Below are 20,750 nucleotides of genomic sequence, written 5' to 3'. Positions count from 1 at the left end.
TGCGCGCCACCAGGTCATGGGGCAGCGCGGGGGAGTCGCAGGGGGCAACCAGCAGCCACGGCGTGCGGGCGGCGCGCAGGCCGCTGTAAATGCCCATCAACGGGCCCTTGAAGCCGCCTTCGGCATCGGCGATCACTCGATCGGCAAACAGTGCGTATGCATCGCCATTGCGGTTGGCGTTGATCATCAGCTCATGGACGTGGCCGTCGAAGCGCTTGACGGTATGCGCCACCAGCGGCAGGCCTGCGAAGGGCTCGAGGCCCTTGTCACGGCCGCCCATGCGGCGGCCCTCACCCCCCGCGAGAATCATGCCGGTAAGGTCGTGTGTCGCGATCATATGCCTGCCTCCCTGGACGAGCGAGCGCTCGGCGGTTTGGGGGGAATGTCATCCAGCGTCAAGCGCCCCTCGGCGTTGATGGCCTGGAAGCTTTTGCCCTTGGCGCGGGCAATCAGCATCACACCGAAGCGTTCGGCCAGCTCGACACCCTTCTGGGTCACCCCCGAGCGTGAGACCAGCACGCTGATGCCCATTTGTGCCACTTTCAGCACCATCTCGGAAGTCAGCCTGCCGGTGGTGTAGAAGAGATCGGCCTGCTGGCTGTTGGCCTGGTTCAACCACTGGCGGCCTGCCAGGGTATCCACGGCGTTGTGCCGCCCCACGTCCTCGACGAAATCGAGCACCTGGGCCTGCTGGCACAGCGCGCAGCCATGCACGGCCCCTGCGCTACGATACGTTTCGTTATAGTGGTTCAGATTGGTCAGCAGCTGGTAGAGGGTCGACTGGGCCAGCGGCGTGGCGGGCAGCGCCGTGAGCGATGTCTGCTCCAGCAGCTTGCCGAATACCGTGCCCTGCCCGCATCCCGTGGTCACCGTGCGGGTCCCCAGGCGTGCTTCCAGGTCGTCGGGCAGATGGCGCGTGACCACGGCGGCGGCCTCTACCTCCCAATCCACCTGTACCACCATAAGGTCTTCTGCCCGGTACAGCAGCCCCTGGTTACGCAGGTAGCCAACCACCAGCGCTTCGGGGTCATCGCCCAGGGTCATTAGCGTCACGATTTCACGCTTGTTGAGGTAGACCGTCAGGGCGCGTTCGGCGGCAATGGCCTGCTGGCAGGTTGCTCCGTAGGCATCCATCACGCTAATGGTGGTGGTGGCTGGCAGCCGGGCACGGCTTAACTGAAGGGCGGGCATGCGCAATCCTCACTGCTCCGCGTCACTGCCTCGCCCGATGGGCGCGGCGTTTAACGTAATAGTTGAGTAAAATAGTCTGAGTTGACGATGATGGCGCTCAAAAGGCTTACTTGTCTACCCGTTCAAGGTCTAAAGGGGCAACTCATGAGTGATAATTTGCGTGCCATTAGTGCCACTCTGGTGGCCGAACGAAAGACCATGGGGGCGTTTACCGTGACCCAGTGGCGTATCATCGAGCTGGTGCCCGGTGATCAGGGCGACCACGTGCTGCGTCTGCAGCTCTCCATGACCGAACGCGCGGCTTACCGCTTCAATCTGACCTCCGCGACGCCGCGGCTCTTCGTGCGCGCCGGGTTTACCGGGCAGCCAGCCAGGCCGGATGCCATTACCGCGAGCCAGGATGTCGCGGCGGGCTGGCTGGATGGCGAACAGCAGGTGCTGGAGGCTCCCATGCCGCTGGCCATTCAGGTATGGATCGAACGCTATCTGGCCCGTCATGGAGAAGCCCCCGTGGAGCAGCGCAAGAAAAAACGCAAAGGGGCAGGCCGCGCCCAGACGCTGCCCGACAAGGAGTGATCCGATGAGCCGATTAGAGCGTTGGTCGCGCAAAAAGCGTGGCCTCGAGAGCGATGCCGTCATGGCACCCGAGCCTGCCCAGGCAAGCGAGGATGCGTCTGTGCTGCCTGAAGCGCACCAGCAGCAGGAAGCCCCGGCCGACCCCGCTGAGCCCCCGGCACCTGCGCCCGGCAGCCTGGACGATACGCTCCCCGACCCTGATACCCTGCCCGCTGGCAGCGACTTCAGTGTCTTCATGGCGGCGGGGGTCAGCTCGGCGCTGCGCCGCCGTGCCCTGCGCCGACTGTGGGCCACCGGCAACTACAACGTGCGTGACGGGTTGGATGATTACGATGCCGACTACACGCAGCAGTTGAAGCCCATGGCCAGCGAGCTGGCGGACAAGCTCAGGCGGTGGGCTCACCAGGCGGAAGAGGCCATCGAGGCGCCCCGGGAAGACGAGGCGCGTGCAGCAGGAGCGCAAGAAACGCAAGCGACGTCCGTTGCCCAGGAGGAGGCGACTTGCACAAGGGATGACAGTTTTGTACAAAGCCCCGATCTGGACGACCAGTCTGATTTGCCTCATCACGCTCACAGCGAGCGTCCTGAGCGATAGTTGTCTTGTTTATCATAGAGTTAGCGCTGGCCTAGCGGGCCGCCGTTGACAGTGATAAGACCAATGAAAGTGGCAAAAGGCGGCATAGCACCATACGCTGAAGGCATAAGGGAGGTGGCGTTACACCGCACTTGTGTCAAAATGACCATTAAAACGACCATTCAAATAAAATAATAAGAACGACCCATTGACCGTGAGCGTGCATGAATCAACGAATCCAACTGGCGTCGATTGACGACCAGCGCAACGCGGCCGCTCGTGAAGCGGTGCGTCGGCGTATCTCCTGGCCAGTCAATCTGACCCCCGCCAACGTTACCTACCATAGTCGTGGACACGTGGTGCTGATCGGTGCCGTTCAACCTGTGATAGCCGCCGCGCGTGCGCTGCAGCATCAGGGGTTGGCATCGCTGACGCTACTGACCCTGAACGACGCCGCCGAGCTGCCGATGGGCAGTGAGCCCGTCATCGAGCAGCCCTTGAGTGCCGAGCAGCTGGCGCAGCTCACTATCACCGGGCACCTGGGCGCGTTTCATCTTCAGGTGCCGTTTTCACAGGGTGAAACGCTGGATCTGGCACAAGTGCTGGTCGAGCGTGACGCCTTCGATGTCGTGCTGGACCTGACGGCCCCCGGCATGCTGCCCGCGATGCCATGGGAACTGCCGCCGCCTGGCTATTTGCGACTCGCTCCCGAGGCTGCCGATGAGCAGCGCCAGCAAGTGCTGGAGAGTGCCGTCGAGCTGGTAGGCGAGTTCGACAAGCCCCGTTACTTCCAGGTCAATACCGACCTGTGCGCGCATTCGGCCAGTGGCAATGTCGGGTGTACCCGCTGCCTGGACGTCTGCCCGGCGGATGCCATCACCAGCATCAAGGGGCGTATCGAGTCCCGCATCGAGATAGATCCCTTTCTGTGCCAGGGCGTCGGTAGTTGCACCAGCGCCTGCCCCACCGGTGCCATCGAGTTCAGGCTGCCCGAAACGCGCCGTCAGCAGGATACGCTGTCAGTGTGGCTCGAGGCCTACCGCGAAGCGGGAGGCGAGGTGCCCGTGCTGCGCTTCGTTACTCACGATACTCTGGAGCAAGAGCGCCAGGCGGGCGTGGTCACGCCAGGCCATCTCATCGATGTGCCGCTGGAAGAGCTGGGCGCGGCTGGCCACGACCAGTGGCTGACGGCCTTGGCCAGCGGCGCCTCTGAAGTACGTATTCAGCTTCACGAGGGCATGCCGCCCCGTTTGAGCGCCTTTCTGAATCATCAGGTGGCGCTGGCCCAGGGGTTGCTGGCAGCGCTTGGCCACGCCGTCGAACGTATCCAACTGGTGGCGGCCAACGCCACTGACGCGCGCGATGCTCTGCCCAGCCTGCTGCCGTTGAGTGACACTGCCGTCAGCTTCCGCGAGCCCAACAAGCGCACGCGATTGAATCAGGTGCTGGCACGCCTGGCCGCGCTGGGAACCCCCAGCGGCGAGCGTCAAGCGTTGCCGGAAGGCGCGGCCTACGGCGGTATCGATGTGGATAGCAGTGCCTGTACGTTGTGCTATGCCTGCGTCAGCAATTGCCCGACACCCGCGTTGCAGGCAGGCGGCGATACGCCGGTGCTCAGTTTCCTGGAAGCCGACTGTGTGCAGTGTGGCCTGTGCGAAAAAGCATGCCCGGAAAATGCCATCACCCTGGTGCCTGGCTTTCTGGCCGCGCCTGCCCGTGAAACGCGCCACGTGTGCCATGAAGAGCCTGCCTTTGAGTGCATCGGCTGTGGCAAACCGTTCGCGACGGTCAGCACGGTGGCGGCGATGAAAACCAAGCTGGCCAATCACCCCTATTTTGCTGGCGATGCGCTGGCGCGTCTGGAAATGTGTGAAGACTGCCGCGTGAAAGACGTCTGGAAAACCATGATGCGCGACCCTGACGCGCAGTTGAAGGTGTAACGCCATGAGTGAAACCGAGGCGATGCTCAGCGAGGTCGACGCGCTGCGCGGGGATATCTACCAACTGCTGGCACGGCTGTTGCGCCAGTCGCCCGACGTCGAGCTCCTGGCCTGGCTGGCCGAGCTGGAGGTAGAACAGGACGGCACGCGGCTGGCCGAATGCTGGGCTGGCCTTGCCAAGGCAGCCGCCCAGGCCGACCCCGAGCGACTGCAGCGCGCCCACTTTCGCCATCTGGTGGGCGTCATTCAGGGCGATATCGTGCCCTATGCCTCCTGGTATCAGCAGGGTGAGCTCATGGAAGCCGCGCTGGTGGCGCTGCGCCGTGACCTGAGGGAGCTGGGCTTCGAGCGCAGTGAACGCACCCATGAGCCCGAGGATCACCTTGCCGCCGTGTGTGAAGTCATGGGCATGCTGGTAGAAGCTCAGGCAGATGAGCAGGTAGCTTTTTTTCAGCAGCACTTGGCCCCCTGGGCAAAGCGCTGCTTCGACGATGTGGCTGACGTGGAGGCTGCCTTCTATGCCGCGCTGGGCGCGCTAGGCAGTGCCTTCATGGAGAGCGAGCAGGCGCGTATCAGCGACCGAGCCGCCCATCAGCCAGTACGACTCGTGACCTGACCCTGGTTCGCGGTCAGTGAATAGCCGGGCCAGCGGCCCAAGCATAACAAGCATGACAGTGGAGAACCCTATGCACACGTCACATAACCCTGAACGGCGTCGGTTCATGAAGACCGTTGGCCTGGGCACCGCAGCAGCAGGTGCGGCAGCGGCGGTCGGTCACGTTACCCTCGTACAGGCGAGCGACAAGACGCCCAGCCAGCGTGAAGCCCAGTCGGTGAATTACCGCGAGACGGATCACGTTCGTGCCTACTACGCCTCGCTGCGTGACTGACGGCGACCATCAGGAGATTTGCCATGCGCTTAACTCGTAAAACTCAAGCTCCGGCCGCGTCTGGGCTGGGTATCTCTCGTCGCCAATTCCTCAAGCGTACCGGCGCGGGTACGGCCGGTGTTGCGGCGGTTGGTTTCATGGGCGCGCCGATGATGCAGCGCACCGAAGCGGCGAACAAGACCCCGGTGCTCGACTCCCCCGTCGAAACCAAGCGCACCATCTGCTCCCACTGTTCAGTGGGGTGTGGCGTGTATGCAGAAGTGCAGGAGGGCATCTGGACCAAGCAGGAGCCAGCCTTCGACCACCCGATCAACCGTGGCGCCCACTGTGCGAAAGGCGCCTCTCTGCGCCAGCACGGCCACTCCACGCGTCGCCTGAAGTACCCGATGAAGCTGGTCGCGGGTGAATGGCAGCGCCTGAGCTGGGACGACGCCGTCAATGAGATCGGCGACAAGCTGCTGGAACTGCGGGACGCCTATGGCCCCGATAGCGTCTACTGGCTGGGCTCGGCCAAGTTCAACAACGAGCAGGCGTATCTGATGCGCAAGCTCGCCTCCATGTGGGGTACCAACAACACCGATCACCAAGCGCGTATCTGCCACTCCACCACGGTAGCGGGTGTGGCCAATACCTGGGGCTACGGGGCGATGACCAACTCGCTCAACGATATGCACAACAGCCGCTCCATGCTGTTCATCGGCTCCAACCCCAGTGAAGCCCACCCGGTGGCGATGCAGCACATCCTGATTGCCAAAGAGCGCAATAACTGCGACATCATCGTTGCCGATCCGCGCTTCACGCGTACGGCCGCCAAGGCCAACAAGTACGTGCGCATCCGCCCTGGCTCCGATGTGGCCTACATCTGGGGCCTGTTGTGGCACATTTTCGAAAACGGCTGGGAAGACCGCGAATACATCAACCAGCGCGTCTACGGCATGGATGAAGTGCGTGCCGAAGTCGCCCAGTTCCTGCCCAGCGTCGTGGAAGACATCACCGGCGTCTCGGAAGCCGACATGTTCGAGGTGGCCAAGCGGCTTTCCGACAACCGTCCGGGCTGTGTGATCTGGTGTATGGGCGGTACTCAGCACACCACCGGCAATAACAACACCCGCGCCTACTGCATCCTGGAGCTGGCACTGGGCAACATCGGCAAGTCGGGCGGTGGTGCCAACATCCTGCGTGGTCACGACAACGTACAGGGTGCCACCGATATGGGCCTGGGGTCTGATTCACTGCCGGGTTATTACGGTTTGGCCGAAGAAGCATGGCAGCATTGGGCCTCCGTGTGGGGTGTAGAGTACGAGTGGTTGAAAGGGCGTTTCGACGATACCGAGTACGCCGACGGCAAACCCATGTACACCAACGGTATCACCGTGTCGCGCTGGGTGGATGGCGTGCTGGAAGAGGACGAGAACATCTCCCAGCGCACCGCGCTGAAAGCGATGTTCTACTGGGGCCACGCGGTCAACTCGCAAACCCGCGGCGTTGAAATGCAAAAGGCCATGCAGAAGCTCGAGATGATGGTCATCGTCGACCCGTATCCCACCGTCGCGGCCGTCATGCACGACCGCACCGACGGCGTCTACCTGCTGCCTGCCGCCACCCAGTTCGAAACCACCGGTAGCGTCACCTCCACCAATCGCTCGATCCAGTGGCGTGATCAGGTCATCGAGCCGCTGTTCGAGTCCAAGCCCGACCATGAGATCATGACCCTGTTTGCCAACAAGCTGGGGTTTGGCAACGAGTTCGTCAAGAACTACGCCATGGAAGGTAATCGTCCGGTGATCGAAGACGTGCTGCGCGAAATCAATCGCGGCATGTGGACGGTGGGTTACACCGGCCAAAGCCCGGAGCGCCTGAAAGAGCACCAGCAAAACTGGCACACCTTCAGCTTTGAAAATCTGCGTGCTCAGGGTGGCCCCTCGGATGGCGACTACTACGGTTTGCCGTGGCCCTGCTGGGGTACCCCGGAGTTCCGTCACCCGGGCTCCCCGAACCTCTACGATACCAGCGTGCCCGTGATGGAAGGCGGCATGGGCTTCCGCGCCCGTTTTGGCATCGAGCGTAACGGCGTCAACCTGCTGGCCGAAGGCTCGGCCCCGGTAGGCGGCGACATCGACGACGGCTATCCGGAGTTCAACGACCAGCTGCTGAAAGACCTGGGCTGGTGGGATGACCTGACGGCCGAAGAGAAAGAGGCTGCTGAAGGTAAAAACTGGAAAACCGACTTCTCCGGCGGTATCCAGCGAGTGGCCATCGAACACGGCTGTGCGCCTTATGGTAATGCCAAGGCCCGTGCCGTGGTGTGGACCTTCCCCGATGAAGTGCCCAAGCACCGCGAGCCGCTCTACACCACGCGGCGTGATCTGGTCGAGCGTTATCCCACCTGGGACGACTTCGACTCCATCATGCGTCTGCCCACGCTCTACAAGACCATTCAGGATCGTGACAACAGCGCGGACTACCCGATCATTCTGACGTCTGGCCGCCTGGTCGAGTACGAAGGCGGGGGTGAAGAAACCCGCTCGATGTCCTGGCTGGCGGAGCTGCAGCAGGAAATGTTCGTCGAGATGAACCCTGCCGATGCCAACGATATCGGCGTACGTGACGGTGACGATGTCTGGGTCGAGGGCGCCGAGGGTGGCCGCGTCAAGGTGAAAGCTCTGGTCACGCCCAGGGTGGATCGCAAGGTGGCCTTCATGCCGTTCCACTTTGGCGGCATCTTCCAGGGCGAGAACCTGCATGATCGCTACCCGGAAGGCACGGCGCCCTATGTTCAGGGCGAGGCAGCCAACACGGCGACCACTTACGGCTACGACCCGGTGACACTGATGCAAGAGACCAAGTGCACCATTTGTCGTATTGAGCGCGCTTGAACGATCACGCGCGACCCGACCAGACAGCAGGCCGATGCGGCAACGTCCGCATCGGCAAGAGGAGAACACCATGGCTCAAATGAAATTCATGTGTGATGCCGAGCGCTGCATCGAATGCAACGGCTGCGTCACCGCCTGTAAAAATGCCAACGACGTCGAGTGGGGCATTCAGCGCCGCCGCGTGGTCACGCTGAACGACGGTGAAGCCAGCGAAATGTCGATTTCGGTGGCCTGCATGCACTGTGACGACGCCCCTTGCATGGCTGTCTGTCCCACCGACTGCTTCTACAAGACCGACGACGGTATCGTGCTGCACGACAAGGACCTGTGCATCGGCTGCGGCTACTGCCTGTATGCCTGCCCCTTCGGCGCCCCCCAGTTCCCCAAGCAGAACGCCTTTGGCGAGCGCGGCAAGATGGACAAGTGCACCTTCTGCGCAGGCGGCCCGGCAGAAAGCAAGGAAGAGGAGTACCAGAAGTACGGTTCCAACCGTATTGCCGAAGGCAAGCTGCCGCTGTGCGCCGAGATGTGCTCGACCAAAGCGCTGCTGGCAGGTGATGCGCAGGACGTCGCCGACATCTTCCGTCAGCGTGTCGTCCATCGTGGCCACCCGGATGGAGCGTGGTCGAACAATCCCCAGGCCAGCACCGACAACCTTGCCTACGATGCTGCCCGCAAAGGCTAAGGAGGCGTGTCATGACCACAATGACCATGACTACCGTTGAAATGCCTACATCGGCCAACGGGCATGCCGCCCGTGGGTTGAAGCGTATCTGGCACCTGTGCTTGATGCTGCTACTGCTGGTGGCCAGCCTCGGTGTGAGCCAGCTGGCCGTGGCCCAGGCGGACCCGCAACGGGAAATGTCCACCGCCGCCCCTGGCATAACGGCCGAGCAGTGGCGCCAGGTACGCAGCGGTGAAACCGGCCCGAACTATCGTGATTCGCGTCACGACAGCAACTACAACCTGATCAACGCCAGCGGTGAAACGTGGCGGATTCTGCGCAATCGCTGGGTCTCGCCATTTGGCCTGATTGCCATTCTGGGCATGGCCAGCGTGATCACGCTGTTCTACCTGGTGATTGGCCGCAAGCATCTGGACGAGCCGCGTACCGGCCGCAAGCTGCTGCGCTGGCCGCTGTTCATGCGCGCGCTGCACTGGACGGTAGCGACGCTGTTCATCACCCTGGCGCTGACCGGTCTCAACCTGCTGTATGGCAAGTTCGTCTTCCGCTCGCTGTTTGGCGACGCGGTATGGGCCTGGATGATTGCGGCCTCCAAGGTGCTTCACAACTATCTGGGGCCACTGTTCGGCATCCTGCTGATCGTGCTGCTGGTCAAGCTGCTGAAGGACAATATCCCCAAGAAGCATGACCTGCAGTGGTTCAAGCAGGGCGGCGGCCTGGTCGGTAAAGGCCACCCGGATGCAGGCTTTGCCAACGGCGGTGAAAAAGTCTGGTACTGGCTGCTGGCTACCGCAGGGCTGTTGGTGGTGGCCAGTGGCTTCGTGCTCGACTTCCCGAACTACGGGCAGAGCCGCGATGCCATGCAGTGGGCCAACATCATCCATGCCGTGGGCGCGCTGGGCTTGACTGCCGTGGCGCTGGGGCACATCTACATCGGTACGCTAGGGACCGAAGGGTCGCTGGAGGGCATGACCACCGGCTACGTGGACGAAACCTGGGCCAAGGAGCACCACAACTTGTGGTACGAAGAGGTCAAGGGACAGTCGCTGAGCGAGGAAGAGGTGGCTGCTCAGAAGGCGGGCGACAGCAGCGAGCCATCGACAAGGCCGAGCTGACACCTTTGCCTGTCATTGCAAGAGAACGCCCCATGACACCGCCCTCGGGCGGTGTCTTTTGTTATGCTGCATATCAACCCTGTTTTGAAAAAGGAATCCGCATGGCTACGTTCGATGAACTGGATACCGCAACCCGCACGGAGCTGGAAGCCGCTGCATTTCGTCGCTTGCTCAAGCACCTGGATGACAACAAGGACGTGCAGAACATCGACCTGATGATTCTGGCGGACTTCTGCCGTAACTGTCTCTCCAAGTGGCTGGTCAGCGCAGCCGATGAGCGCGGCACGCCTCTGGAAATGGACGCTGCCCGCGAGTATGTCTATGGCATGCCCTACAGTGAATGGAAAGCCAACCACCAGGGCGAGGCCACTCCGGAGCAGTTGGCGGCACTCGAGGCTCGCCAGGCGCGCAAGAAAGCCCCTTCACAGAACGAGTCCCCTTCACAGAACGAGCCCAAGGAGTAGCGCCAATGGATGCCATGGAAGCCCTGAATATTGCGGTGCTCACCGTCTCGGACACCCGCACCGAAGAGACCGACCGCTCGGGTCAGTCGCTGGTTCAGCGGCTGACCGAGGCCGGGCATATGCTGGCCGACAAGCGTATCGTGCCGGACGACGTGTACCAGATTCGTGCCGTAGTGGCCCAGTGGATCGCCGACCCCGGCGTGCAGGTGGTGCTGACCACCGGTGGCACCGGCTTCACCGGCCGTGACTCCACTCCAGAAGCGGTCTCGGTGCTGTTGGACAAGCGCATCGAGGGGTTCGGCGAGCGCTTTCGCCAGCTGAGTGGCGACGAAATCGGCAGCTCAACCATTCAAAGCCGCGCCTTGGGCGGTTTTGCCAACGCCACGGTGGTGTTTTGTCTGCCGGGCTCCACCGGTGCCTGCCGCACCGGGTGGGACGGCATTCTGGCCGAGCAGCTGGATAGCCGCCACAAGCCCTGCAACTTTGCCAACCTGGTCATTCCCGGCCGGGGGCAGCATGGCTGAGCAACGCGCAGGACATCAGTCACCGCCACTGCAACCCATCAGCGCCGCTCTCGATGCGCTGCTGGCGGGGCTGGTACCGCTGCCAGCCGAGCAGGTGCCGCTTGAAGAGGCGGCGGGCCGAGTGCTGGCGGAGCCGGTGATGGCAACGCTGGACGTGCCGCCCTTCGATAACAGCGCCATGGATGGTTATGCGCTGCGCGCCAGCGACGCGGGCAAGCGGCTGCCGGTCAGTCAGCGGATTGCTGCCGGAAGCCTGGCCCAACCGCTGGCAGAAGGCAGCTGCGCGCGGATCTTTACCGGGGGCCAGATTCCGGCGGGCGCGGATTGCGTGGTCATGCAGGAGCGCGTCACCCTGGACGACGGCCACGCGGTAATTCCCCATGACGTACCCGCAGGTGACAACGTCAGGCTCAAGGGGCGTGACGTGCAGCGTGGAGACGTGCTGCTCAAGGCGGGGCAGCGCCTGGAAGCGGCTGCACTGGGGCACCTGGCGGGGCAAGGAGTGACCGAGGTCAGCGTGCGCCGTCGGCCCCGGGTGGCGCTGCTCTCCACCGGCGACGAGATCGTCGACCCAGGCATGCCCTTGCAGCCTGGCCAGCTCTATAACTCCAATCGCCCGATGCTGACGCGTTTGCTGGAGCGCTTTGGTGCTGAGGTCGTACAGCGGGTCAGCGTTCCCGACGACTATGCCCGCACCGTCGAGATTCTCGAACAGGCGGCGGCCGTGGCCGACGTGGTGGTCAGCACCGGTGGTGTCAGCGTGGGGGAAGAGGACCACGTCAAGGCTGCGCTGGAGTCGTTGGGGCAGCTGGATATGTGGAAGCTGGCCATTCGCCCCGGTAAGCCGCTGGCGCTGGGACGTCTGCCGACCGAGGCAGGGGGCGAGGCGCGCTTTGTCGGCCTGCCAGGCAATCCGGTGTCCGGATTCGTTGGCGCCTGGCTCTTTTTACGCCCGCTGATGGGAGCGTTGTTGGGCTGCCCTGCGCTTGCGTCACTGCCAGAGATCACCGCGAAGGCGCAGTTCACCACCGAGACGGGGCCACGGCAACACTACATGCGCGTGGCGCTGCGCTTTAGCGCTCAGGGAATCTACGCGGTGGCGTTTGAAGACCAGAACTCGGCGGTGCTCTCTTCGTGTATCGAGGCCGATGCGCTGGCCGTCATCGATGCTCACCAGCAGATAGCCCCAGGGGACGCCGTGCGCTGCCTATGGCTGGAGCACTGACGGCGACAGCCGTTGGCCATCCAGCAGCAAGGTCAGCCGCTGCTGTTCCAGCCTCAGCCCGCACAGCGCGGGCATGCCCGTGCGGGCGGCGATCAGGGGAGGCAGCGAATGCAGCTGGGCGACCGGCAGGCGTGCCAGCCGACTCTCCGAGCCCATGCCCAGTTGCCATGGGTCTGCGGCGTCGCGCAGGGTCAGCCAGCGGCTTGGGGAGCTGGCAAGCTGGAATAACCGCCTGCCTGAAAGACCACGCAGGTCACGGTTCGAGTGCCATCGTGGCCACACGGGCATCTTCGGGCTGCCAAAGCGTGCTGACGAAAGGGCGCAGTGCGTCAGGCAGCGTTTCGGGGCGCTTTGAAGGCGCCAAGGGGCAAGTCGCACCACCTGCTGGCAGGGCTCTTCCACATCGACGATGCGGCCATCGTCCTCGCGGATAGCATCTTCAAGGGATAGGTTTGCTGCCTCATGCCCCGCGGGGCGCGAATCCGCCATGATCCTGCGCCGTGCTGATCAAGACCACCTGGTTACGCCCCTGGTGCTTGGCACGATAGAGCGCCTGATCGGCGCTGAGGCGTAGCGATTCGGTAGAGGGATGTTCAGGGAAACTGCTGATCCCGACGCTGAAGGTGCAGCGGAAGCGTTCTCTGCCCGCGTGAAACGCAGCTCTTCGGGTGGCGCCCAGGTGGCAGCCTGCAGCCGAGCATCATCAGGGCAGCAGCGCCGCCTAAGCGCGACGTGCGCTCACAAACGCACGCTTACACGATCGCGTGAGGTACGAAACAGGACGTGTCCTTGGTGATTCTGCCCACGTCTTCGCGAATGCCGATACCACAGGCACGATCGCCCACCACCCAACTGCCGACCAGGGCATGCCGCTCCCCAAACCTGGGGAGCGGATGGTACGCCTGACGAATCCACGGGCTATCGGTGTAAGGCCCACCGACGTTTTCCGACACTCCATCGGGGGTGGTCAGGCTGACGTTGCTGCCCTCCCGAGAGAAAAACGGTTTGCGAACCCAGCCCGGCGCAGGCGAGGCGTGCTCGGTTGGCTCGAAATAGGCGGGCAGCAGATTGGGGTGGCCTTCGAACTGTTCCCACAGCAGCGGCAGGATACCCTTGTTGGACAGAATCGCCTTCCAGGGCGGCTCGAACCAGTGGGTGTCCAGCTGGGTGATCTGCTGGCTGAACGCTTCCACCGCCATCTCTTCCCAAGGGTACAGCTTGAAAACCGCCGCCATCGGCTGGTCTTCCATGTCCACGAAGTGGGACTGCCCCGGCGTCACGCCAATATCCTCGATGTAGACGAACGGCGCGTGCAGCCCCGCTTGCAGCGCGATGTCCTGCAGGTAGCGGACGGTAGCCCGCTCTTCGTCGCTGCCCTTCACACAAGAGAAATGCAGCGTGCGGTCGGGGAGCCGGTCGCCCAGATGTGCCAGGGCGTTCAGCAGGCGCTCCTGGATGGAGTTGTACTGGTCGGCATGGCGAGGCAGGATGCCCTGGGCAATGGCCTGTTCCAGCCATACCCATTGGAAGAACCCCGCCTCGTAAAGCGAGGTGGGCGTATCGTAGTTCAGCTCCAGCAGTTTGGCCGGGCCGTCCCCTGAGTAGGCAAAATCCATGCGCCCATACAGCGGCGGTTGGCCGGAGGTCCAGGAGCGATGGATGGTCTCCCACATATGTGCGGGGATCGCCAGCCGCTGCAGTAGGGCCTCCGAGCGGCATACGCGGTCGACCAGCGCCATGCACATCTCGTGCAGCGTTTCGGTGGGAGTTTCCATGTCGCGCTCAACTTGCTCCAGCGTGAACTGGTAGTAAGCGCTCTCTTTCCAGTAGGGCTCGCCGTCGATGGTGTGAAAGTGGAAGCCCAGCTGCTGTGCCAGGGCTTGCCACTGGGGTCGTTCAGGAACGGTGATCCTTAGCATGAGAGCTCCGGGTGTGGGTCAGGAGCCCCAGGAGGCAGAGCGCGTGCCCAGGCCACGGCGCGTGGTGGTTTGACGGCTTTGAACCACCGAGTTGCGCATGGCGTCGTTGCGTTGATTGACCCGCTGGGTCGCTTGGCTGGCGGCGGCATTCCAGTTGCCCTGGTTGTCACGGTTGCGATAGACCGGCTCCTGGTAAACCCGCTCGAAGGAACGCCCACGGTTGGTGTTCGACAGCATGCTCCCCATCATGTAGCCCATCATGGCGGGCATGAACCAGCTACCGCCGCCACTGGCTTGGGCCTGCTCTTCATTGGGCGCGGCACAGGCGCCTTCGCCGTGTTCGGCCTCGCAGGCTTCCAGCGTATTGAAGCGCGGTACCGACTCCAGCGCTGCCGTATGGGCCTCCTCACAGGCGCTGCGGGTATAGATATTGGCGGCCACACAGTCTTCGACGCTCTGGAAGCTGCGCGGTTCGTCAAAATTCACGTCGGTAATGTGTTCGTCCTGGGCGGGTTCGGTACAGGCGGTCAGGCCAAAGGCGCCGGTGCCCATCATGGCCAACGACAGCCGTGCACTGCGCTTGCGGCGAGGAAGATGTTGATCTGCCATGTCGAACTCCTTACCAGGTCATGGAAGCGGCGTTGATGAGGCCGACCGCGATGGAAACGCTGCCCACCAGCGTGCCATAAGCCTGGTGCCCCTCGGTGATGTGCTGGGAAAGGCTCTCGCCCTGGCGGCGCAGCATCAGCTTCAAGCCGAAGAACGTGGCGATTTGCACCCCGAAGGCCACGATGCCCCAGAGAATGAAATCGAGGTAGCTGATGGAGTTGGCCATGGCGCTGTAGAGCGGCAGCGTGAAGCCGAGGATGGAACCGCCGTAGGCCCGGGCGGCAGCGGCATTGCCTTCACGGATCAGTGTCCATTCGTGATGCGGCGTGAGTCGGCTGTAGCAATACATGAACGCGACCAGCATCCCCAGCGCGCTGAGCAGATAGGCAAAGAAGTGCGGTAATCCCTGCAGGTAGTGCAACATGGTGATGTGCTTCCCTTGTGATCCATGGAGGGTCGGTATTGTGACATAGCTGGGCGTGGCTGCGTTACCCGCGACGTGATTTCCTGATCGAGGGGCAGGCAGTACGCAGAATGACGTAAATAAACAGCGTTTGCGCCACTTGAGTAAGACTAAAGGCTAATAGATGAATCGTGTCACCTCCTTAGAATCCCGCGAAGCCTGGTATTTTTACCAACATTCACCGTGTCGTATCGTGTAGAGACTGCGCCTCGTGCCCGCACAGGGTACTGCCCAGGACGCGACCGCTTCGAAGGACCTCCCTCATGCATGCCCTTACCCTGGCATCGTTTCTATTTTTTACGGGCCTGGTGGCCTTCGTCACCTGGCGTATTACACGCCGCGATGACCATCGCAGCACCAACGGCTATTTTCTGGCGGGGCGCACGCTGACGTTTCCGTTGATTGCCGCATCGATGCTGATGACCAACCTCTCCACCGAGCAGATGGTGGGGTTGAATGGCTCGGCGTTTACCGACGGCCTGAGCGTCATGGCCTGGGAGGTCATCGCCGTGATTGCGCTGGTTGCTCTGGCGCTGTTTTTCCTGCCGCGCTTCTTGAAAAGCGGGATTGCCACGCTGCCGCAGCTGCTGGCGATACGTTTTGATGCCGGTACCCAGCTCATTGCCAACGTCATCTTCCTGATTGCCTACGCGGTGGTGCTGCTGCCCATCATTCTCTATTCCGGCGCCATTGGCTTGCAGGGCATGCTGGATTTGCAGGGCTTGACCGGCATCGAATCCAGCACGGCCCTGCTGTGGGCAACCGTCTGGGTCGTGGGCCTGATTGGCGCCGTGTATGCGCTGTTCGGTGGTCTGCGCACGGTGGCGGTGTCCGACACCCTCAACGGCGTGGGGCTGCTGATTGGCGGTTTCGTGATCGTTTACTTCGGCCTTCAGGCGGTGAGTGGCGGCACAGGCGTCATGGAAGGCTGGAGCATCCTGAAGGAGAGCGACCCTGGCAAGTTCAACTCCATGGGTGGCCCCGACCAGCAGGTGCCGTTCTCGACCATCTTTACCGGCGTACTGCTGCTGCACCTCTTCTACTGGACCACCAACCAGCAAATCATCCAGCGCACCTTCGCCGCGAAAAATCTGGCGGAAGGCCAAAAAGGGGTGCTGTTGACCGGCTTCTTCAAGCTGCTGGGGCCGCTCTATCTGGTGCTTCCGGGCATCATTGCCTACCACTTGTATGCCGACCAGGGCGTGCGCGCCGATGAAGCCTATGGGCACCTGGTATTCAACGTGCTGCCACCTTATCTGACGGGCTTTTTTGCGGCGGTGATGGTGGGGGCGATTCTCTCCTCGTTCAATTCGGCGCTGAACAGCACCACCACGATCTTCAGCCTGGGGATCTATAAAGGCGTGCTGAAAAAGGACGCCACGGAAGAGCAGGTGGTGAAGTCCGGCAAGGTGTTTGGCTGGATCATGGCCATCAGCACCATGATCATCGCGCCGCTGCTGGCGGGGCAGGATAGCCTGTTCGGCTACCTGCAGCGCATGAACGCCATCTATTTCATTCCGATTCTGGCCGTGGTGCTGGTGGGGCTGTTGACCAAGCGCGTGCCGCCCATGGCCGCAAAAGTGGCCCTGGTAGGCGGCTGTTTGCTGATTGCGGCAGGCTACTTCGTACCGCCGTTCAACAAGCTGCCGCTGGTCATGCACGAGTTCCACTTCGTGGCCGCGGTGTTCGTGCTGCTGGTCGCGGTGATGCTGGTGATCGGCAAGCTGCGCCCCCGCGCCACGGACTGGGTCCAGGAAGCCTCGGGCGATGTCGACCTCACCCCGTGGAAAGGTGCCGTGCCCACCGGCATCGTGCTGGTGGTGCTGGTGGTGATCATGTACGCCTCGTTTGCAGGCGGTTGATCATCGGCCACGTGTAGTAACGCCAACCCCAACGCCAACGCCCCGCCTTGCGGGGCGTTGGCGTTTGTCAGCGTTCAAAAAGCCTGAGCGGCGCGTGAGGGCATTGGCTCGATGTCGTTTTCGGTGGGGTAATGGTCCTTGCCGACAAGCGGGGTAGCGCAGACACTCTGTTTACTGCTTTGGTCTCGAGGAGAGAAACCGTGACCCGCCATCTTGCCCTGCTTGCCTATCCTGATTGCCAACTGCTGGATGTGTGTGGCCCTTGGCAAGTGTTTGCCAGTGCCAACGCGTTGAGTGCTCAGCCGTTGTATCACCTGACGCTGGTGGCCGACAGCGTTGGCCCACTCATGACGAACGGAGGGTTGGCGCTGCAGGCGACCCACTCCTACCAACGGCCTCTTCCCCGATTTCCCTTGGATACGCTGTTGGTGGCGGGCGGCAGTGGCGTGATGCAGCAGCGCGATATCCACGAGGTCAAACAGTGGTTGCGGGAGGTAGCGCCTTCCGTGAGACGGCTGGGTTCGATTTGTTCCGGTGCCTTTTTGCTGGCCGCAGCGGGCTTGCTGGATGGCTGCCGTGTGACCACGCATTGGCGCCATGCCGCACAGCTGGCGGCGGAGTACCCTGCCCTGAGCGTCGAGCCCGATGCACTCTATATCGAAAGCCATGGCCGCTACACCAGCGCGGGCGTAACGGCGGGGATCGATTTGGCGCTGTCGCTGCTGGAGGACGATCACGGGTCTGAACTGGCCGGTCGTGTGGCCCGTGAGCTGGTGGTGTTTTTACAGCGTCCAGGGGGGCAGTCCCAATTCAGCGAAGTGCTGCGCCGCCAGCAATCGGCGGGGCCGCTGCGTCGGTTGCTGGATCGGCTCCATGCCGACCCCAGTGAAGAGCTCGGGCTTGCGAGCATGGCCGAGCAGATGGCCGTCTCCCCGCGCCATCTGACGAGACTGTTCAAGCAGCATTTGAACACCACGCCTTGCGCGTACCTGACCCAACTGCGCCTTGAACAGGCACGCCTGGCACTGATCAGCGAATGCGAACAGCTCTCTCTAGAGCGTCTGGCGCAGCGCTGGCGGCTGGGCGGTGCCGAACAACTGCGCCGCCAGTTTCAGCGCTACTACGGGGTATCCCCCTCGGTGTATCGCCAGCGTTTTGCCTCATCCCATGCCGTCCCTGTTCAGGAGGAGTTCTGATGCCATTCACGGTGACGCTGTTATCGCTTTGCCAAGCGCTGCTGGTCACGGGCAACGTCCTGTTGATCGCCGTCTCGCCCTTGATTGGCGCGGCGCTCGCCCCGAGTGCGAGCTGGTCAACGGCCCCGGTGGCTACCCAGTGGTTGGGGCTGATGTGTGCCACTATCCCTGCATCGTTGATCATGGCCAAAGTGGGCCGTAAGCGAGGCTTCATGCTGGGCAATGGGGTGGGTCTGCTGGGCGCGCTCGTCGCGGCGCAGGCCTTGGTGAGCGCCCACTTCGGGCTCTTCCTGGTGGCGACCTGGCTGATCGGCATTGGCATTGGTTTTGGGCAGCTGTACCGCTTTGCTGCGGTGGAAGCAACTCCCGCACCGTTGCGTGACCGGGCGATTGGCCTGGTCATGGGGGGCGGGGTTCTGGCAGCGTTTGCTGGGCCCTGGTTGGCAAGGGTGAGCCGTGAGCTGAGCATGGTGCCGTTTCTGGGGAGTTTCATAGGACTGGCCTTGCTCTACCTGCTCGCACTGGTGGTGCTGATGGCGACGCGGCTACCGCCTGTCTCCCAGACGCACGGTGCCGCCAATGCCATGCCGTTGCGCCACATACTCCGCCAGCCCGGGTTCATCGTGGCGGTGAGTGCGGCGATGGTGGGGTACGGGGTCATGAACCTGGCCATGACCGCCACACCGCTTGCCATGGCGGGGGCGGGGCATCATTTCGATCACGTGTCGATGACCATTCAGTGGCACGTGGTGGCGATGTTTCTACCCTCTTTCTTGACGGGGCATCTGGTCACGCGTTTTGGCGCCAGGCAAATGATCGTGGCCGGATGCCTGCTGCTGGTGATGAGTGCGCTGGTGGCTCAGTGGGAGGGCGGCCTGCTGGGGTTCAATGTGGCCCTCATTCTGCTGGGGCTTGGGTGGAATTTTACGTTCTTGCCCGCCACCGGCCTGCTGACCCAGAGCTACCGACCAGAGGACAAGGCCCGCACCCAGGCCACCAACGAGTTCATGGTATTTGGCACCGCCGCCCTGACCGCGCTGCTGGCAGGTCCCCTGGTCAATGGCCTGGGTTGGGCAACCCTCAACCTGGTGTTGGTGCCTGTGGCGCTGGTGCCTGTAGCACTGCTGCTTTGGCAGCGGCATGTGCCCCCCGCCAGTGCTTAAAAATCCCCCGGTGCGCACTGCAGGCAGGTAAGCCCCAGGGCGCGCCACTGAGCGACCACGGCGTCGCGGTCGTCCAGTACCAGCCAGGGCGCAAAGCCGTCGCTGCGCATTTGATCGAGTAGCGCGGCTTTTACCTCTTCATCGTCCACATGATCATCGCCCTCGGGGCGCAGGTACATGGCATCGAAGGGAATGGCATGGCGGTCGAGCCAGGCCTGGGTATGCTCGCGGTGGCTGTCCGGGCGGCCGCTGCAAATGACGATTTGCTGGCCCTGTGCCTTCAGCAGCTTGACCAGTTTGGCCACGGGTTCGATGACCGGCGCTTGGGCCATATGGGCGAAGAAGGGGTCCCACTGTTTGGCGGGGCCCAGCACCCACTCATGGACTTGCTGGGGGTGAAATTCGGCAAGCGTGCCGTCGACGTCAACGATGACTGCGGTCATGACATGGATTCCTGAGATGAAAAGAGTGAAACGGCCGAACCTTGAGAACGGCTGCTGAGGGCAAGCCGTGCCTGGGTCGTCAGCCGCGTGCCTAGACGTTCGCGCCAGTGGTCAATGGCTTCATCGTCCAGTCGCGTAAACAGAGGCACGACCTGAGCAGCCTGGAGCTGATGGGCCAGTGCCACCAGATGCGAGGCGCGCAGATGCACGTTCCAGCGTTGCCAAAGCACCTCGTTGGCGGCCAGCTGCGCACAGCGCTGTGGCGTCAGGTAGCCGGTGTGCAGCAGGCGGTGGTCGGGCCAGTCGGTGGGCTGGTCATCACGGTCGCTGACCAGCCAGAGTGTCGGATGGCTGGCGTTGGGCCGCTTGAGCAGGGTGCCGATGGCGTCGTCCAGCCCGTCACGCCGCAAACTGCGTGGCAGCCCCAGCAGGGCGGCGAGATTGTCGCGAATGACGGGGTCGATGGCCAAGGGGAGCTGTCGGCGATCGGCTTCCTCTGCCAACCATAGCGCCATTTCCAGCGCCCGCCCCGTTTCCGGTACCGGCAGCACCAGTGGCGTGTCCAGGGCGCTGCCCAGGGTATTGATGCAGTGTGCTTGGGGCTGGTCGTAGCTGCCATAGGAGGCGTCCAGCAGCGCAGTACGGGCAGGTGGCGGCGTATCGAAGGGAAACAGCCGCGACTCGAAACAGGCATCGCCGCTGTAGAAAAGCCCGCCCGCCACGTCGAGATGCAGCCAGACTCCCCCCAGCGAGTGGCCCGCCTGGCCGGTGGTGACGGTAATGCCCTCCACTTCGAGACGGCCGCGATAGGGCAGTGGCTGCCACGCTCTGTGGGGCGGCAGCGCCTTGGCGACCAGCGGCGTGCAGTAGAGCGGCAGCTGCTCGGGCAGCTCGGCCACCCCGCCAATATGATCGATATGATCGTGGCTGATCAGCACGGCGTCTACCGCGAGCCCCGCCGCCCAGGTGATCGCCTCACCGGGATGCAGTGCGCCGCCCACATCCAGCAGCAGGCGTTTGCCCTGGGCCTCGACC

The 20,750-nt window shown here is 62.9% G+C and carries 23 protein-coding genes; 14 read left to right on the top strand and 9 right to left on the bottom strand.

The window, feature by feature from the left end; all coding sequences use genetic code 11:
- The coding region (locus tag B7L71_RS14030; protein ID WP_170919511.1) for an NTP transferase domain-containing protein at positions 1–337 on the bottom strand (337 nt) is incomplete at its 3' end.
- Positions 334–1,191, bottom strand: a complete 858-nt coding sequence (locus tag B7L71_RS14025) for a formate dehydrogenase accessory sulfurtransferase FdhD (protein ID WP_081138705.1) — start codon at positions 1,189–1,191, stop codon at positions 334–336. The genes B7L71_RS14030 and B7L71_RS14025, both read right to left, overlap by 4 nt.
- A 144-nt stretch (positions 1,192–1,335) precedes the next feature.
- Here B7L71_RS14025 and B7L71_RS14020 point away from each other — a divergent pair, with 144 nt between their 5' ends.
- The 11 genes from B7L71_RS14020 (at position 1,336) to B7L71_RS13970 (ending at position 12,060) form a co-directional block, all read left to right on the top strand.
- Complete coding sequence (locus B7L71_RS14020) at positions 1,336–1,767, top strand: DUF3305 domain-containing protein (protein ID WP_081138703.1); 432 nt, start codon at positions 1,336–1,338, stop codon at positions 1,765–1,767.
- Between the two features lie 4 nt (positions 1,768–1,771).
- Positions 1,772–2,362, top strand: a complete 591-nt coding sequence (locus B7L71_RS14015; RefSeq protein WP_081138702.1) for a DUF3306 domain-containing protein — start codon at positions 1,772–1,774, stop codon at positions 2,360–2,362.
- Positions 2,363–2,565: 203 nt separating this feature from the next.
- Positions 2,566–4,281 (top strand): 4Fe-4S dicluster domain-containing protein, encoded by a 1,716-nt coding sequence (locus B7L71_RS14010; protein WP_081138700.1) that lies wholly within the window; start codon positions 2,566–2,568, stop codon positions 4,279–4,281.
- Between the two features lie 4 nt (positions 4,282–4,285).
- A complete protein-coding gene (locus B7L71_RS14005) occupies positions 4,286–4,897 on the top strand; it encodes a TorD/DmsD family molecular chaperone (RefSeq protein ID WP_016915150.1) in 612 nt (203 codons plus the stop codon).
- 70 nt (positions 4,898–4,967) lie between these two features.
- Entirely contained in the window at positions 4,968–5,171 is a 204-nt protein-coding gene (locus tag B7L71_RS14000) for a twin-arginine translocation signal domain-containing protein (protein ID WP_016915149.1), read from the top strand.
- Positions 5,172–5,194: 23 nt separating this feature from the next.
- Complete coding sequence (locus B7L71_RS13995; RefSeq protein WP_081138699.1) at positions 5,195–8,047, top strand: molybdopterin-dependent oxidoreductase; 2,853 nt, start codon at positions 5,195–5,197, stop codon at positions 8,045–8,047.
- 70 nt (positions 8,048–8,117) lie between these two features.
- Complete coding sequence (gene fdh3B / locus B7L71_RS13990; protein WP_016915147.1) at positions 8,118–8,732, top strand: formate dehydrogenase FDH3 subunit beta; 615 nt, start codon at positions 8,118–8,120, stop codon at positions 8,730–8,732.
- A 20-nt stretch (positions 8,733–8,752) separates the two neighbouring features.
- The gene (locus B7L71_RS13985; protein WP_081138784.1) at positions 8,753–9,847 is read left to right on the top strand and encodes a formate dehydrogenase subunit gamma; all 1,095 of its coding nucleotides are present in this window, start codon (positions 8,753–8,755) and stop codon (positions 9,845–9,847) included.
- Between the two features lie 101 nt (positions 9,848–9,948).
- On the top strand, positions 9,949–10,311 hold the full coding sequence (locus B7L71_RS13980) for a DUF1244 domain-containing protein (protein WP_039175147.1): 363 nt from the start codon (positions 9,949–9,951) through the stop codon (positions 10,309–10,311).
- Between the two features lie 5 nt (positions 10,312–10,316).
- Positions 10,317–10,835, top strand: a complete 519-nt coding sequence (moaB, locus tag B7L71_RS13975; protein WP_081138697.1) for a molybdenum cofactor biosynthesis protein B — start codon at positions 10,317–10,319, stop codon at positions 10,833–10,835.
- Entirely contained in the window at positions 10,828–12,060 is a 1,233-nt protein-coding gene (locus B7L71_RS13970) for a molybdopterin molybdotransferase MoeA (protein WP_081138695.1), read from the top strand. The genes moaB and B7L71_RS13970 overlap by 8 nt, the downstream gene beginning before the upstream one ends.
- Here B7L71_RS13970 and B7L71_RS13965 read toward each other — a convergent pair.
- The 5 genes from B7L71_RS13965 to B7L71_RS13945 form a co-directional block, all read right to left on the bottom strand.
- Positions 12,043–12,549: a hypothetical protein gene (locus B7L71_RS13965; RefSeq protein ID WP_081138694.1), complete on the bottom strand. Its 507-nt coding sequence runs from the start codon at positions 12,547–12,549 to the stop codon at positions 12,043–12,045. The genes B7L71_RS13970 and B7L71_RS13965 overlap by 18 nt on opposite strands.
- Complete coding sequence (locus B7L71_RS13960; protein ID WP_249273277.1) at positions 12,521–12,670, bottom strand: GGDEF domain-containing protein; 150 nt, start codon at positions 12,668–12,670, stop codon at positions 12,521–12,523. Before B7L71_RS13960 ends, B7L71_RS13965 begins: the two co-directional genes overlap by 29 nt.
- Before the next feature lie 142 nt (positions 12,671–12,812).
- The gene (locus tag B7L71_RS13955) at positions 12,813–13,979 is read right to left on the bottom strand and encodes a glutathionylspermidine synthase family protein (protein WP_081138692.1); all 1,167 of its coding nucleotides are present in this window, start codon (positions 13,977–13,979) and stop codon (positions 12,813–12,815) included.
- Positions 13,980–13,997: 18 nt separating this feature from the next.
- A complete protein-coding gene (locus tag B7L71_RS13950; protein ID WP_039175157.1) occupies positions 13,998–14,588 on the bottom strand; it encodes a DUF1190 domain-containing protein in 591 nt (196 codons plus the stop codon).
- Positions 14,589–14,598: 10 nt separating this feature from the next.
- Positions 14,599–15,012: a DUF350 domain-containing protein gene (locus B7L71_RS13945; RefSeq protein ID WP_016915131.1), complete on the bottom strand. Its 414-nt coding sequence runs from the start codon at positions 15,010–15,012 to the stop codon at positions 14,599–14,601.
- Between the two features lie 302 nt (positions 15,013–15,314).
- On the opposite strand from B7L71_RS13945, the gene B7L71_RS13940 reads away from it, so the two are divergent.
- From B7L71_RS13940 to B7L71_RS13930, 3 genes are all read left to right on the top strand, one after another.
- Positions 15,315–16,913: a solute:sodium symporter family transporter gene (locus B7L71_RS13940; RefSeq protein ID WP_081138691.1), complete on the top strand. Its 1,599-nt coding sequence runs from the start codon at positions 15,315–15,317 to the stop codon at positions 16,911–16,913.
- Between the two features lie 200 nt (positions 16,914–17,113).
- The gene (locus B7L71_RS13935; protein WP_081138689.1) at positions 17,114–18,109 is read left to right on the top strand and encodes a GlxA family transcriptional regulator; all 996 of its coding nucleotides are present in this window, start codon (positions 17,114–17,116) and stop codon (positions 18,107–18,109) included.
- Positions 18,109–19,272 (top strand): MFS transporter, encoded by a 1,164-nt coding sequence (locus B7L71_RS13930; protein ID WP_016915128.1) that lies wholly within the window; start codon positions 18,109–18,111, stop codon positions 19,270–19,272. The genes B7L71_RS13935 and B7L71_RS13930 overlap by 1 nt, the downstream gene beginning before the upstream one ends.
- Here B7L71_RS13930 and B7L71_RS13925 read toward each other — a convergent pair.
- Entirely contained in the window at positions 19,269–19,715 is a 447-nt protein-coding gene (locus B7L71_RS13925) for a phosphatase domain-containing protein (protein ID WP_016915127.1), read from the bottom strand. The genes B7L71_RS13930 and B7L71_RS13925 overlap by 4 nt on opposite strands.
- The coding region (locus tag B7L71_RS13920) for an MBL fold metallo-hydrolase (RefSeq protein WP_081138687.1) at positions 19,712–20,750 on the bottom strand (1,039 nt) is incomplete at its 5' end. The genes B7L71_RS13920 and B7L71_RS13925, both read right to left, overlap by 4 nt.

The organism is Halomonas sp. BC2, from assembly GCF_002078115.1.
Lineage (GTDB): Bacteria > Pseudomonadota > Gammaproteobacteria > Pseudomonadales > Halomonadaceae > Vreelandella > Vreelandella stevensii.
This window is presented reverse-complemented; position numbering and strand designations above follow the sequence as displayed.

Excerpts from the sequence above, each read along its gene's own strand:
- moaB (WP_081138697.1), top strand. The coding sequence starts at position 10,317 with ATGGATGCCATGGAAGCCCTGAATATTGCGGTGCTCACCGTCTCGGAC.
- B7L71_RS13945 (WP_016915131.1), bottom strand. The coding sequence starts at position 15,012 with ATGTTGCACTACCTGCAGGGATTACCGCACTTCTTTGCCTATCTGCTC.
- B7L71_RS14000 (WP_016915149.1), top strand. The coding sequence starts at position 4,968 with ATGCACACGTCACATAACCCTGAACGGCGTCGGTTCATGAAGACCGTT.
- B7L71_RS14020 (WP_081138703.1), top strand. The coding sequence starts at position 1,336 with ATGAGTGATAATTTGCGTGCCATTAGTGCCACTCTGGTGGCCGAACGA.
- B7L71_RS14015 (WP_081138702.1), top strand. The coding sequence starts at position 1,772 with ATGAGCCGATTAGAGCGTTGGTCGCGCAAAAAGCGTGGCCTCGAGAGC.
- B7L71_RS13965 (WP_081138694.1), bottom strand. The coding sequence starts at position 12,549 with ATGGCGGATTCGCGCCCCGCGGGGCATGAGGCAGCAAACCTATCCCTT.
- B7L71_RS13985 (WP_081138784.1), top strand. The coding sequence starts at position 8,753 with ATGACCATGACTACCGTTGAAATGCCTACATCGGCCAACGGGCATGCC.
- B7L71_RS13930 (WP_016915128.1), top strand. The coding sequence starts at position 18,109 with ATGCCATTCACGGTGACGCTGTTATCGCTTTGCCAAGCGCTGCTGGTC.
- B7L71_RS13995 (WP_081138699.1), top strand. The coding sequence starts at position 5,195 with ATGCGCTTAACTCGTAAAACTCAAGCTCCGGCCGCGTCTGGGCTGGGT.
- B7L71_RS13970 (WP_081138695.1), top strand. The coding sequence starts at position 10,828 with ATGGCTGAGCAACGCGCAGGACATCAGTCACCGCCACTGCAACCCATC.
- B7L71_RS14010 (WP_081138700.1), top strand. The coding sequence starts at position 2,566 with ATGAATCAACGAATCCAACTGGCGTCGATTGACGACCAGCGCAACGCG.
- B7L71_RS13950 (WP_039175157.1), bottom strand. The coding sequence starts at position 14,588 with ATGGCAGATCAACATCTTCCTCGCCGCAAGCGCAGTGCACGGCTGTCG.
- fdh3B (WP_016915147.1), top strand. The coding sequence starts at position 8,118 with ATGGCTCAAATGAAATTCATGTGTGATGCCGAGCGCTGCATCGAATGC.
- B7L71_RS13955 (WP_081138692.1), bottom strand. The coding sequence starts at position 13,979 with ATGCTAAGGATCACCGTTCCTGAACGACCCCAGTGGCAAGCCCTGGCA.
- B7L71_RS13940 (WP_081138691.1), top strand. The coding sequence starts at position 15,315 with ATGCATGCCCTTACCCTGGCATCGTTTCTATTTTTTACGGGCCTGGTG.
- B7L71_RS14025 (WP_081138705.1), bottom strand. The coding sequence starts at position 1,191 with ATGCCCGCCCTTCAGTTAAGCCGTGCCCGGCTGCCAGCCACCACCACC.
- B7L71_RS14005 (WP_016915150.1), top strand. The coding sequence starts at position 4,286 with ATGAGTGAAACCGAGGCGATGCTCAGCGAGGTCGACGCGCTGCGCGGG.
- B7L71_RS13925 (WP_016915127.1), bottom strand. The coding sequence starts at position 19,715 with ATGACCGCAGTCATCGTTGACGTCGACGGCACGCTTGCCGAATTTCAC.
- B7L71_RS13980 (WP_039175147.1), top strand. The coding sequence starts at position 9,949 with ATGGCTACGTTCGATGAACTGGATACCGCAACCCGCACGGAGCTGGAA.